Annotated in this window: 21 protein-coding genes and 1 pseudogene; 20 read left to right on the plus strand and 2 right to left on the minus strand. The window is 38.7% G+C overall.

The genetic code is table 11. The features are described from left to right. Both OCV70_RS20375 and OCV70_RS18300 read left to right on the plus strand, forming a co-directional pair. A pseudogene (locus OCV70_RS20375) lies at positions 1-94 on the plus strand (IS982 family transposase); the annotation flags it as partial. A 527-nt stretch (positions 95-621) separates the two neighbouring features. Further along, positions 622-879, plus strand: a complete 258-nt coding sequence (locus tag OCV70_RS18300; RefSeq protein WP_003502325.1) for a helix-turn-helix domain-containing protein — start codon at positions 622-624, stop codon at positions 877-879. A gap of 67 nt (positions 880-946) precedes the next feature. Here the strand turns inward: OCV70_RS18300 and OCV70_RS18305 are convergent, their stop codons facing one another. Both OCV70_RS18305 and OCV70_RS18310 read right to left on the minus strand, forming a co-directional pair. After that, on the minus strand, positions 947-1390 hold the full coding sequence (locus OCV70_RS18305; RefSeq protein ID WP_022463646.1) for a gamma-glutamylcyclotransferase family protein: 444 nt from the start codon (positions 1388-1390) through the stop codon (positions 947-949). A 46-nt stretch (positions 1391-1436) separates the two neighbouring features. Beyond that, complete coding sequence (locus OCV70_RS18310) at positions 1437-2360, minus strand: amidoligase family protein (RefSeq protein ID WP_262579980.1); 924 nt, start codon at positions 2358-2360, stop codon at positions 1437-1439. Between the two features lie 185 nt (positions 2361-2545). On the opposite strand from OCV70_RS18310, the gene OCV70_RS18315 reads away from it, so the two are divergent. The 18 genes from OCV70_RS18315 (at position 2546) to OCV70_RS18400 (ending at position 12628) form a co-directional block, all read left to right on the plus strand. Continuing rightward, positions 2546-2707, plus strand: a complete 162-nt coding sequence (locus tag OCV70_RS18315; RefSeq protein ID WP_262579981.1) for a hypothetical protein — start codon at positions 2546-2548, stop codon at positions 2705-2707. Beyond that, positions 2704-2901 carry a helix-turn-helix domain-containing protein gene (locus tag OCV70_RS18320; protein WP_262579982.1) on the plus strand — a complete coding sequence of 66 codons (198 nt, stop codon included), beginning with the start codon at positions 2704-2706 and terminating at the stop codon, positions 2899-2901. The genes OCV70_RS18315 and OCV70_RS18320 overlap by 4 nt, the downstream gene beginning before the upstream one ends. Before the next feature lie 15 nt (positions 2902-2916). Beyond that, on the plus strand, positions 2917-3204 hold the full coding sequence (locus tag OCV70_RS18325; protein ID WP_022463651.1) for a hypothetical protein: 288 nt from the start codon (positions 2917-2919) through the stop codon (positions 3202-3204). Positions 3205-3703: 499 nt separating this feature from the next. Further along, positions 3704-3931: a hypothetical protein gene (locus tag OCV70_RS18330; protein ID WP_008705329.1), complete on the plus strand. Its 228-nt coding sequence runs from the start codon at positions 3704-3706 to the stop codon at positions 3929-3931. Further along, the gene (locus OCV70_RS18335; protein ID WP_008393122.1) at positions 3924-4142 is read left to right on the plus strand and encodes a hypothetical protein; all 219 of its coding nucleotides are present in this window, start codon (positions 3924-3926) and stop codon (positions 4140-4142) included. The genes OCV70_RS18330 and OCV70_RS18335 overlap by 8 nt, the downstream gene beginning before the upstream one ends. Beyond that, the gene (locus tag OCV70_RS18340) at positions 4139-4336 is read left to right on the plus strand and encodes a MerR family transcriptional regulator (RefSeq protein ID WP_171030255.1); all 198 of its coding nucleotides are present in this window, start codon (positions 4139-4141) and stop codon (positions 4334-4336) included. Before OCV70_RS18335 ends, OCV70_RS18340 begins: the two co-directional genes overlap by 4 nt. Before the next feature lie 2 nt (positions 4337-4338). After that, positions 4339-5418 carry a site-specific integrase gene (locus tag OCV70_RS18345; RefSeq protein ID WP_024854000.1) on the plus strand — a complete coding sequence of 360 codons (1080 nt, stop codon included), beginning with the start codon at positions 4339-4341 and terminating at the stop codon, positions 5416-5418. A gap of 3 nt (positions 5419-5421) precedes the next feature. After that, positions 5422-5814: a plasmid mobilization protein gene (locus OCV70_RS18350; RefSeq protein WP_138343957.1), complete on the plus strand. Its 393-nt coding sequence runs from the start codon at positions 5422-5424 to the stop codon at positions 5812-5814. Next, the gene (locus tag OCV70_RS18355) at positions 5786-6592 is read left to right on the plus strand and encodes a ParA family protein (protein WP_026650281.1); all 807 of its coding nucleotides are present in this window, start codon (positions 5786-5788) and stop codon (positions 6590-6592) included. Before OCV70_RS18350 ends, OCV70_RS18355 begins: the two co-directional genes overlap by 29 nt. Beyond that, a complete protein-coding gene (locus tag OCV70_RS18360; RefSeq protein WP_262579983.1) occupies positions 6582-7253 on the plus strand; it encodes a ParB/RepB/Spo0J family partition protein in 672 nt (223 codons plus the stop codon). The genes OCV70_RS18355 and OCV70_RS18360 overlap by 11 nt, the downstream gene beginning before the upstream one ends. Before the next feature lie 266 nt (positions 7254-7519). Next, entirely contained in the window at positions 7520-8566 is a 1047-nt protein-coding gene (locus OCV70_RS18365) for a DUF6017 domain-containing protein (protein ID WP_330376465.1), read from the plus strand. Between the two features lie 105 nt (positions 8567-8671). Next, positions 8672-8977 carry a hypothetical protein gene (locus tag OCV70_RS18370; RefSeq protein WP_028087788.1) on the plus strand — a complete coding sequence of 102 codons (306 nt, stop codon included), beginning with the start codon at positions 8672-8674 and terminating at the stop codon, positions 8975-8977. Between the two features lie 45 nt (positions 8978-9022). Beyond that, positions 9023-9580, plus strand: coding sequence for a hypothetical protein (locus tag OCV70_RS18375; RefSeq protein ID WP_118726028.1), 558 nt, complete (start codon positions 9023-9025; stop codon positions 9578-9580). A 24-nt stretch (positions 9581-9604) separates the two neighbouring features. Continuing rightward, positions 9605-10129 (plus strand): flavodoxin family protein, encoded by a 525-nt coding sequence (locus OCV70_RS18380; protein WP_008119059.1) that lies wholly within the window; start codon positions 9605-9607, stop codon positions 10127-10129. A gap of 75 nt (positions 10130-10204) precedes the next feature. Beyond that, complete coding sequence (locus OCV70_RS18385) at positions 10205-10414, plus strand: DUF6219 family protein (RefSeq protein ID WP_009300563.1); 210 nt, start codon at positions 10205-10207, stop codon at positions 10412-10414. A gap of 619 nt (positions 10415-11033) precedes the next feature. Further along, positions 11034-11444 carry a single-stranded DNA-binding protein gene (locus OCV70_RS18390; RefSeq protein ID WP_049946959.1) on the plus strand — a complete coding sequence of 137 codons (411 nt, stop codon included), beginning with the start codon at positions 11034-11036 and terminating at the stop codon, positions 11442-11444. A 13-nt stretch (positions 11445-11457) separates the two neighbouring features. Beyond that, positions 11458-11907 (plus strand): hypothetical protein, encoded by a 450-nt coding sequence (locus OCV70_RS18395; protein WP_118726027.1) that lies wholly within the window; start codon positions 11458-11460, stop codon positions 11905-11907. Between the two features lie 40 nt (positions 11908-11947). After that, positions 11948-12628, plus strand: coding sequence for a phage antirepressor KilAC domain-containing protein (locus OCV70_RS18400; protein WP_243875247.1), 681 nt, complete (start codon positions 11948-11950; stop codon positions 12626-12628). The last annotated feature ends 103 nt before the right edge of the window (positions 12629-12731 follow it).

The following is a 12731-nucleotide window of genomic DNA, read 5'->3' on the forward strand; positions in this document are numbered from 1 at the left end:
ACTTGCAGTCTGTAAATTTGGGCGTGCACGATATTGTAAAGCATTTCGTGGCCATGGTGCTGATTATGGAAAATGTCCTTCCAAGCAGCAGACAGCAGGCACAGGATATTACAGAGTAAGAAAGAACTGGGATGATGCGGACTCACAGATTGGAGCATTCAAGAATCAGAACAATGCCATTGAATTATGTAAGCAGAACAGCGGATACAAGGTATTTGATAATGATGGCAATGAGATCTATCCTTGCATCAAAGATGATGGTACTCCTTTTAAGTTCCGGGTGACAATTCCTGATCTCAGAATCAGAAAAGGATCAGGAACTACTTATGATTACTGGAAGAAAAATGGAAGTCCGGAATATACTGGTAAAAATGTATTTACAATCATTGATACAGCTGAAGGTCCGGGAGCTAAAGTCTGGGGATTATTAAAATCGGGAGAAAAAGACAGAGACAGATGGATTTCTCTTGATGAAGATTATGGAAACAGACTGTAATAGTCAAGACGGGCAGTTGCTCCATAACCTATACCGATAAGATATAACACAATTCGCTATAAAATAACAAACGACACAAAAAGATGTCAGAAAATGCTATTTTATAACGGAAGGAGCAACGACGTATGATAAGAATTTTACTATCTACAAAGCTCGGCGAAATGAAATGGAGTCAGGCGGATCTGGCCAGGGCAACCGGAATCAGACCCAACACCATCAGCGAATTGTACCATGAGTACACAGATAGAGTGAATTTGGAACACCTCGACCTAATATGCGAGGCTCTACATTGCGAACTCGATGAACTGATTGTTAGGGTGCCAAATGATTATGCGAAGATTACCCACACCAGATCCGGCTCCTTGATTTCGTCAGACAAGTAGTGCTGCAACACTGCTGTCATAGAGAAAGACGTTCAAGGACCGAACGTCTTTTTTTATACCACAATATTTATCTGCATTCAATGGTATTTCTATCCAATGAATTCTCAAATAGTGTTAAATCAAAATTGTTATCAATGTATCCCTGTCGGATAGTTTCTATGTAGGTCAAAGATGGTCTTCCGGGTGTACGCTGTTGGTTCATAATATAGACCATAGCTCTTTTCTTTTTCCCACCAATATCGACCATTACATTCTGCTTATAATAATATCGGGGATATCCTTCATATATATCTAATCTTTTCTCGTCTTCTGGTTCAATATTCCATAGTAGAACAGGAACATATGAACCATGCTTTTTGGCTATTGTTGCGTGCGAATTGGTTGCACTGCCTCTATATAAAAGTTCCCAGTTAGTTAATTGTCCAGTGCCATAAATACTCGCAGAGGGGCATCTATAAGCCATCTGCTTTAAGTTGAGATTGCTTCCGTATGCTACATACAATTTTCCCATATTATTCTCCAATCTCCCCGTTGTGCCGGTAGGTCAGCACTTTTTACTAAGCTGCTCGACAAGTCATTCCGGCAGCTTTTTTAAGTGGTGTCATAAGATGAAGCCTGCATGTTTTAAATTCGTCTCCATAAAGTCCGAGGCGGTGAGTGAGAATGTTTCTCATAATTGTAACTTTCTGCTCTGGTGTGTATCCATCCATTGAATGGAATACGATTTTTTCTTGTGAAGTGATAGCCCATGCAGATACCGCCAAACAAAACTGTATGTAGGCCTTGATTTTTCCTGCGTGAAGTGTGCTGTTGAAAAGTCTGAATTCCACTGTACCCTTGGTGAAGAAAGAATGGAGATTTACTCCATGATATCTTGTGGAATTGTAATGCTGATGATCGATTCCGCCGCAATAACCATCATTTGCTCTGCTATACCAGACTTCTTCGGCTTTTTCTTTTGTAAGATTCTTATCCTTTTTCATGGCATCAAGTAGCGTTTTGTTAAGTTTGTGGCACCAGCTACTCTCACGGTCTCCGATTTGGAGTGCTTCGTAAATCAGATCCTGTCTGGCTGTCATAAAGTTAACTAATCTTCTGAGAGATACTGCTGTATGGTTTGCACCATCGACATGGATATGAATACCGCAACTGCTATGAGCCTTTGCTCCGTTCTCTCGGAGTTTTCGTATGATGTTTTGGAGAAGTTCAATGTCGGAATAATTGAGCGGCGGTGTTACAAATTCGACTCTGTATTCATCAAGAGGCTCGCTTGTATCATCGTTTCTTATTGGTGTGATAGATGAATCTCTCATAATTTTCCATTTGCGAGCTGCCTGATCAGCAATCGTGCGTGTGTGGTAGCAATTTGATTCTGGATGAGAAGGTGTTGTTCCAAGAACTCCGGCAACGAGACGAGCTGCTTTTTCTCTTGTAATACCTGTCATTTCTACTTCAACTCCGAATAATTGATTTTTTAACATATATTTATCCTCCTAAATCATATTTCTGTTTTATTGAACTTTTATTCTGTTTCTATGAATATATTACCATATGTACACCCAGTGTCAATACTTTTTTCTAATATTCTGAATATTTTTTCTGAAAAAGCAGAATAAAAAGTTGACAAAACAGAAAAATGAATTTATAATAAAACAGAGGTGATTATATGGTTGATGAAAGATTGAAAGAGCAATACAATCAATCGGTTGTCGAGCTAAAGGAAGCTCTTAAAAGAGATCGTATTTTTGGCAGGATTTACCGAAATATGATTGTGATAATGGATAAATTAGAGAAAATTTTGCGAAAGACAGGGGGAGAAAGAAGATGATTTGCTACGATCGACTGTGGAAAACACTAATTGATAAGCACTTGAAAAAGACAGAGCTTCGGGATAAAATAGGAATCAGTAATGCCACATTAGCGAAGCTTGGTAAAAACGAACCTGTCAATCTTAAAGTTATAGATGCTATATGTCAGGAGCTTGATTGTGATATTGAAGATGTTTTGGAGATAAAACATTAAATTTAAGGTGGTATTATGTACGTTGAACAGGATAATAAAGTGCATTTTGACAAATCTGATTTAATTGATCCGGTTATTCCTTCTCCGTTTTGGAAAAAACCATCTATCATAATGACGAATCCAGAGGTTCAAATTATTGCAGAAAATTGTGATAATGGAAAAAATGCACAGGCAGATGAATCTTATAGATTAGAACATCAGCCTATATTTGATACATATACTGGTATTGACAAAAACATAAATGATGTTATTATGATGTTATTAGAGAACACAAATAAAAGTAATGAAAGTAATCACAAATAAAATTCATAAAATTAGTGGAAAAATTAACGATGAACGTACACAGAAATGCTGTTACGAAATCGAGTTTGAGTAGCTTGAAAAATCGCGGAAAAGCCCATAAATAAAGGCTTTGCGGGGTGTCGAAAAGACCAAATGGAGTGCAAATGGAGTTTAAAAATTATTTTTTTCTCTTGTTTATATTCCAGATTCACCTGCAAATTTCGTGAAATCGGTTATTCTCATAAAATAAAATTAGAGTAAATATGAAGAACAGTTTGTTTTGATTGAAGTGATTTTCGTCAAGGCAGACTGTTTTTTTGTTGCCTGCATTTAGAAAACAGATACCACAGAAAGGTTCTTTACTTTCGATGAGCTTAAACTCCATGACACAGTAATCACACTGATGGAGAATTAAAAAACAAGAAAATTTGATAAATTTCGGAAAATGATGTCCGATTTTGCATCTGCCAGTACAGAGTATATGAAGAGATAAATATTCAAAACAGAGGAGGTACTGATTATGCAGAATAAATTATTTTTAAAGGCAGCCGATATATGTGAACTTCTGGAAGTAAAACAGACATCGGCTTATGAAATCATCGGAAATCTGAACAAGGAACTGGAAGAACAGGGCTACCTGACGCTTAGAGGAAAAGTTCCGACAAAGTATTTTGTGAAGCGTTTCTACGGAGTAGAAGATACTTGTGAGATTCCACAGGAAGAGGGAAAGGAATGGTTTCATGCGTAAGAGAAAAATGTATTTATCAGTGGAAGACATTGCAGAACTCTTTGGATTATCAGTTTCGTTTGCTTACCGGGTAGTGGAAAGAATGAATGCCGATCTGGCAAGCAAGAACTATTATGTGATTCTCGGTCGGGTGCCAACCCGCTATGTAGAGGACAAGATCTATGGTCTGGAACATGTTGAGCAGTATTTGAAGGAGGATAAAGCGGTATGAGTATGATGCAGGAAAAAATGTATATGGATGTGGATGATGTGTGTGCAATTCTTGGAGTTTCAAAAACTTATGCATATAGTCTGATGCGAGAATACAACAAAGAATTGAAGGCAAAAGGCTATATTGTAGTATCTGGAAAAATCTCTACGAAATTCCTGGCAGAAAAGATTTATGGCATGAAAGTCGAGGATTAGCAATGGGGGTTTACAAAGAAGGAAAAAACTGGAAAGTACAGGTCTATTACAAAGACTGGCAGGGAAATCGGAAAAGAAAACAGAAAAGAGGATTCAGGACCAAGGGTGAAGCTAAGGAATGGGAAAGAGATTTCCTGCAACAGCAGAGCCAGGGTGTGGATATTGAATTTGGAAATTTTCTGGAGATTTATTACAAAGATATGGATGTCCGTCTCAGAGAAAACACTATGTACACGAAGCGATATATTATTGACCTGAAAATCAAGCCTTATTTTGAAAAGAAGATTCTCAGTGAAATTACGGTGGCAGACGTCCGTGCATGGCAGAATGAGTTGCTGACGTATAAGGATAAGAATGGAAAAGGATATTCTCCTACTTATCTGAAAACAGTGAACTGCCAGCTGACTGCAATCTTCAATTATGCAATGCGGTATTATAACCTGCAGGATAATCCCTGCAGGAAGGCAGGAGCGATTGGCAAGAGTAAAGGAGAACCGAAGGACTTCTGGATGCAGGAAGAGTTCAATGCTTTTCTGGAGACAGTAAGTGATAAGCCGGAGACAAGAATGGCGTTTCTTTTGTTGTACTGGACCGGAATGCGTATCGGTGAATTGCTTGCACTTACTTATAATGACATCAATCTTGAAGAGAAAACCATATCAATCAATAAATCTTATCAGAGACTGAAAGGAAAGGATATGATCACGCAGCCGAAAACTCCAAAGAGTATCCGTGTGATTACGATGCCGGATTTTCTTGCAGAGGAATTTCGGGAGTATTGCAGTCATTTGTATGGAATTATGAAAAAGGAAAGACTTTTTCGGTTTACCAAATCGCATATGGAACATTGTATGGCTACCGGAATCGAGCGGTCTGGTGTAAAGCGGATACGACTTCATGATCTCCGCCATTCCCATGCCAGTATGCTGGTTGATATGGGGGTGGCTCCATTGGAGATTGCAGAACGCCTTGGACATGAAAAGGTGGAAACCACGTTGAACACTTATTCACATCTGTATCCGTCTACACAGAGTAAATTAGCAGGTTTGCTAGATAAGAAACATGAGGAAGAGGAGGAATAAGCGATGGCTGGTGACAGACATGGAAAACACAACACAACGACCATTTCTTTTCGGGTGAATTCTTATGAAAAAGCAACAATCGAAGAACGAGTGAAAGTGAGCGGAATGAAAAAACAGGATTATATCGTCCGATCATGCATTTACAATCAGGTATGTGTTGTTGGAAAGAAAGAAACAATTGAGATTATCCGGTCAGAAATGAAGGAAATGAGTTTGGTTTTGGAGGATGTGGCAAAAGATTTGAAGTCTGAAAAACCAGTTATTTCAGAACCGGTTCTTGATAGTATGACAGAACGGTATCTTGCATTTTTGGAAGCAGCATTATGGATGCTGAAAGGTTCAAGTTATTTATGGGAGGATAAAAAGGATGGAAGAGAAAGTAATGAAGGATTGTAAAGTGCTGGCATTGTGTTCACAAAAAGGCGGGGTTGGCAAGACAACAAGTTGCGTGAATCTGGCAGTCGGACTTGCAAAAGCAGGGAAGAAAGTGCTTGTGATTGACAATGATCCGCAGGGAAGTATGACAGCAAGTCTTGGGTATCATAACCCAGATGAATTACCAATCACACTGGCTACTATTCTGACAAAGATTGTAGAAGATGAACTATTTGAAAATACACTGGGAATTTTACATCACCAGGAAGGAATTGATTTGATTCCGGCAAACATCGAACTCTCTGGAATGGAAGTTTCACTTGTAAATATTATGAGCAGGGAACTTGTCTTAAAACAATATATAGAAAGAATGAGAGAAGAATACGACTATATATTGATTGACTGTATGCCATCACTTGGAATGCTGACGATCAATGCACTTGCCAGTGTCGATGCAGTTATTATACCTGTCCAGGCGGCTTATCTTCCTGTAAAGGGTCTAGAACAGCTGATACGGACGATAGGAAAGGTGCGAAGACAGCTGAACAAACAACTGAAAATTGGAGGTATATTGATCACAATGGTGGATAACCGAACGAACTATGCAAGAGATATATCTGATCTGATTTTTGATACATATGGAAACCAGATTAAGATTTTTCCACAGAGTATTCCATTTTCAGTACGAGCAGCTGAAATCAGTGCGGAAGGAATCAGCATATTTGAGCATGATCCAAAAGGAAAAGTAGCGGCTGCATATTGGCAGATGACACAGGAGGTGCTTTTGGATGAAAGGTAGAAGTGCATCGAAGATAAAACTGACATCTTATGATGAATTACTTGGAGGAGGAGAAGAAACGAACGATATCCAGCAGGTTTCACTTGAGCATTTACATTCTTTCGAGAACCATCCATTTCAAGTAAATGATGATGAGGCAATGGCGGAACTGGTGGAAAGTGTGAAAGAAGAGGGAATTCTTACAGCATTACTGGTACGACCGCTGGGTGATGGTGAATATGAAATCATCGCCGGTCACAGAAGGAGACATGCGGCACAACTTGCTGGTCTTAAAGAGGTTCCGGTTATTATCAGAAATATGGATCAAGATACAGCTGTCCGTGCGATGGTAGACAGCAATCTGCAGAGACCTAATATACTCCCAAGTGAAAAGGCATTTGCTTACCGTATGAAGATGGAAGCAATGAATCATCAGGGAACATCAGGCGGTATCAGTGCGAAAGACATTGGAAAGAACGCAAATGACAGTGCAAGGCAGGTGTATCGCTATATCCGGCTTACTTATCTGATGAATGACCTATTAAACGCAGTAGATCGTGATGTAATCGGATTGCAGGTAGGTGTAGAGCTTTCCTACCTTACGGTTCCAGAACAGGAGATGGTGGAGGAAGTGCATGAGAGTACCGGAAAATATCCAAGTCTGGAACAGGCAAAAAAATAAGGCAACATCGAGAAGAAAAAACGCTGACAAAAGAGATTGTGCGGCTCCTGGTTATAGGAGAGCGTAAAAAGAAAACAACGGTAACATTAAAACAGGATGAAATTAAGAAGTATTTTCCTCCAGAGTATGATGAACAGAAGATACGGACTGTTATATGTCAGCTTTTGGAGGAATGGAGCAATCAGAATCATTGATAAGTACGAAGGGAGGGATGTGTCATGAGTATAAGAGCAACATTCCATTATTTTCAAGGAATGGAATGCGATATGTACAGTTTTTATCGTATTCCCAAACTGCTGTTTACAAGTGAATATTTTAAAAATCTCTCCTGCGAAGCAAAGGTGCTGTACGGACTGATGTTAGACCGGATGTCACTGTCCATCAAGAACCGGTGGTTTGATGAAGAGGACAGGGCATATATTTTCTTTTCGGTGGAAGAGATTATGGAAATGCTTAACTGTGGCAGGAATAAGGCTGTGAATTGTCTAAAAGAGCTGGATCAGGAAAAAGGGATTGGATTGATTGAGAAGAGGCGAATCGGACTTGGAAAAACAAATGTTATTTACGTGAAAAATTTCAGCCTGACAGAATATCCAGATGAGCCAGCAATCTTTGATTCGGAAGAAACACCGGAAAATGTAGCAGAGAGAAAAGAAAATACAGAGACAGAAATAGAAGAATATGCAAAAAAAGAGCCGGAAAAGCCCGTAAATACACAGAAGTTTGAAAAACAAACTTCAGGAAGTTTGAAAAATAAACTTCAAGAAGTTTCAAAAACAAACTTCAAGGAGTTTGAAAAACAAACTTCAAGAAGTTTAGAAAACAAACTTCAAGAAGTTTCAAAAACAAACTGTAATAATACTGAATATAATTATACTGAATTTAGTGAGAATGAATCTTATCAATATCTATCTGAACAAGAGAAAGGGAGAGATAGGATACAGGAGAGAAATGAGTATCGACAGTTAATTCATGATAATATCGAATATGAGATCCTTTGTCAGAGCTATGGAACTGGACGAGTAGAAGAGCTGGTAGAGCTGATGCTGGATGCAATATGTTCGACAAAGACATATCAACAGATCAATGGGGAAGCTGTGCCTACACAAGTGGTCAAGAGCCGTTTGCTCAAAGTCGGGTATGAACACATCCAGTATGTGTTTTTCAGTCTTGACAGGAGTACAAGCAAAGTGAAGAATATCCGGCAGTATATGCTGACGGTATTGTATAACGCTCCTGCAACAATCAATCAGTTTTATGATGCTGAAGTTCGACATGACATGTACTGGGGGAAGGATATTCCAGACAGGTAAGAACTTTGTGCCCACTGGGCACGAAGTTTAAAAAGAGATAGTCATATCTGGCAGATATGCTAAAATAACCTTGTGTCCACTGGGCACAAAGTAGGAGGAAGAATTATGTTGAGATTTATGATAAAACTGCCATTTCGAATTATTGCAGCTCCTGTTTGGCTGGTACTTGCAGCGGTGAATATTGTGCTGGTGTTCCTGGTTGGGTTATCTGCTGGATTCTGCTATCTGATAGCCGGAATCTCTGTTGTGACAGAAGTTTTGAGTATTGGGTTTGGAATCAGTACGGACTGGACAATGAAATCAGCGATTATTACGACAGTAGTGTTTGTTCTACTCCCACATATCGGTATGGGGATAGTTGCAGTAATTGAAGTTGTGAAATGTGGATTACAGGAATTTATTTTTGGATGATTGTGGAAAATATAGTGGCGCTATATGGAAAGGCAGAAATAAACAATGGAAGAATTATATAAAGTGATGGATGATTTGCTTGAGGTGGAATTTCAGATGAAAGCAGGGATGGATATTCTGAAAGAACTGGAAGAGTTTTATATGCTGGAAAAAGAAACCGAAAAATCGGATGCTAGAAAAGTAGCTGTGCTGATGAAAGGATATCTGCAGTCGATGAAGTCAAATATTCGAGAAATAATTCGTTATATTGATGACACGACACTTGAAAAATCAAATGATAAAAAGAAAGATAAACAGGAATCTGCGAGCACCATATCCGAGGAAGTGCAGGAATTTGTGAATCTGACAATTACAGAGCATATGGGGAAAGCATATTCAGAATGGAAGTTAAAGCAGGATAAAGAGCCAGTAAGTGAGATTGATAAGAAATACCAGAAATTACTGGAAACGTTATCCCAAGAACAGGAAGAAGTGATTACGGAATACTGTAATGCAATTTTTAGCAGTGGAGCAGAAACAGAAGAATTTTTCTATCGAATGGGATTAAAAGATGGACTGAATCTGAAAAATACGGTAAAATCTGTATTAGAAATGATATCATGAAATCGGAAGTTGGAGGATACACGCATGAAAATTGTAATCATTAATGGAAGTGCCAGAAAAGGAAACACGCTGACAGCAATCAATGCATTTATAAAAGGAGCATCAGAAAAGAATGAAATTGAAATCATTGAACCTGACAAACTCAACATTGCACCATGCAAGGGATGTGGTGTCTGTCAATGCTCTAAGGGATGCGTCGATAAGGATGATACAAATCCTACAATTGATAAAATTGCTGCCGCAGATATGATTCTTTTTGCTACACCAGTTTATTGGTGGGGAATGTCAGCACAATTGAAACTTATCATTGATAAGTGCTACTGCCGTGGATTGCAGTTAAAAAATAAAAAAGTTGGCACGATTGTTGTAGGCGGTTCTCCCGTAGACAGTATCCAGTATGAGCTGATTGATAAGCAGTTTGACTGTATGGCAAAATATCTTTCATGGGATATGCTTTTCAAAAAATCATATTATGCAACAGCCAGAGATGAACTTGAAAAAAACAAGGATTCCATGAACGAACTTGAGGGGATCGGAAAAAATTTATAAAGCACGTTCCAAATTCCTGTTTGCATATTTCATCAAACGGTACATATTAAAATTAACACAAAGGGAGATGTTAGAATGAAAGCTCATGAATATTGGTCTGTCGGAGCATTGATAACGATGCTAGGAACTTTTTATAGCGGATATAAAGGTTCAAAATCAAGCCATAAATATTTTGCGGCAAGTTCTTTGCTTTGTATGATTATGGCTATTTACACAGGTCATAAGATGATATCTAAAAACAAGAAAACAAAGAAAGAACCAATATCATTAGGAAATGAAGAATAATACAATCAACCTTGTGCCCAGTGGGCACGAAGTTGGCATAGTCACTATGGTGTCAGGAGAAATCCTGGCATCTTTTTTTTATATCTTTTTACACTTCAAAAAATAATTTCAAAAAATTTCTAAAATCATGTCCGATTTTGTCGCTCCCAATACAGAGTATATGGAAGGCAAATTGAAAATCCTCTGATTTCCAAAAATCACAAACGTAAAAGAGGTTCAGACAGTTCTTCCGATTGCACCTTGACAATTGAAGGAGCTGATACATCTTGAGGAACATGCTTACCGGAGATAATCCGGCTCGTGCAGGCGAAGACTCCTACGGGAAGAGCGAAGCAATAATGATACCACCGAAGGGTACAGGACCTCTGCTGAAACAGAGACTGTGACTGTATTTTTACAGCCGGGTTATCTGGAATGATAACGATCAGATGTATATGTACAGACAAAGCCCAAATGTGAATACTTAGATTTTCTTATTTATATTACAGGAGAAATCCTGTAGCAAGTGGGGAATGGTTCGAATCCATTCCTCATTTTTTCGTGCAGAAAATGCACAGATTATTATCCTGTTTGAAATACCAGGGAAGGGTGTTGCAGGAAGAAAGGGAGGACAAAAAGAATGAATACGATTGTTTTAATGGGTAGACTTGCCAGAGATCCAGAAACTAAGCTGACATCTACGCAAAAGGGACAAACCAAAGTATCTAGGTTTCCACTGGTAGTAAAAAGAAATCGCACAAGCAAAGCATTTGTAGTGATGATCACAGCTTATGGAAATAATGCAGAATTTGTGGAGAAATATCTTGAAAAAGGAATTAAGATTGCTCTTTCCGGAGAGTTGGTAATCTCTCAGATCAAAGATGAACAGACTGGAACTGCATCCTATTATACCGAAGTCATTATGGATAATGTAGAGTTTGCAGAAGCCAAAACAAAAAAAGAAGAATCTGACGGATTTCAACCAGCAGAGAAGAGGAAGATTCCATTCGATATACCAGAAGAACTTGAACAAGAAATGCCATTTCGATAGGAGGACAAGATTTATGAGAAAATACTTTTTAGAATTATTTGCAATAGGATTGGTTGATTCAGAAGGAAGAATCAATACAGAACATATGACAAGCGATGCACTTATGACTTCCATGAAAACAATGGAAGAGCTGACAAAAATGAAAATGGATCGTTTAGTTTTGGAAACAACAATGGAGATGATCTTATGTATGTTTGAGTCATGTGACACAGAGGAATTTACAGAAATATTAGGCAAGCTGCTTGGCGGAAAGCAGACTTCTAAAGTGACAGCTCATTTGGAAGCACTGGAGGAATTGTTGACAGAAGAGGAATATAGTAGTTTCCTTGCAGAATATCTTGGTTATTTAACCGTGAATGTAGCAGAGTTTATTAGGAGCACAATCATTGAAAATGGTTTGATGTTACTTGCCGGTTCAGGAGGAGAAGAGGATGGAGAAGAGGATGGAGAAGACGGATTATAAAATCACAGAGTTTCACAATTCGGAGTTTGGTTCCATCCGTATGATTGAAGATGGAGGCAGACTTTTATTTTCTGGAATGGATGTAGCATTTGCTTTGGGATATGCAAAACCAAGAAATGCGATAAATGTTCATTGCAAGGGGGCCCTGAAACGGGGCGTCCTTACATCAGGTGGGGTACAGCCAATGATTTTTATTCCAGAGGGAGATGTATATCGGCTGATTACAAAAAGTCGTTTAAAGTCAGCACAGAATTTTGAGAAGTGGGTATTTGATGAGGTACTTCCGGCTATTAGGAAAACAGGCGGATATTTAGAGACCGATCTTTTAGACAGGGTAAAAGATAACCCGGAACTTCTTTTGGAATTTGCCGAGAGACTTTTGGCAGAAAACAATCGAAATCGAGAATTGCAAAATCGTGTAAAGGATATGCAGCCAAAAGCAGATTATTATGATCATTTCATGATTACAGGAGAATGCACCAATATTCGAACGACGGCAAAAGAGATTGAATTTCCAGAAAGAAAATTTGTGAAACTTCTTTTAAATAGAGGATTTCTATATAGGAGTCCATCCGGCACGCTGTTACCCTATGCGGTGGAGAAGAACAATGATCTGTTTATTGTAAAAGACTATTTTAACAATGGACATCTTGGTTCACAGACATTGGTTACACCAAAAGGAAAAGAATTTTTTAAAGCGTTGTGTGCGGAGGAAGAGTAAAGAATGAAGGAGGTGTGCGCCAGTTCGGTGCCAAATATATAACTGGTGGGAATCCAGTCTGGTAAGACTTAGCAAGTCGCCAGTACCGAGTCCTTGGAGCGCC

Source organism: Blautia acetigignens (assembly GCF_025566865.1).
Classification (GTDB): Bacteria; Bacillota; Clostridia; order Lachnospirales; family Lachnospiraceae; genus Blautia_A; species Blautia_A acetigignens.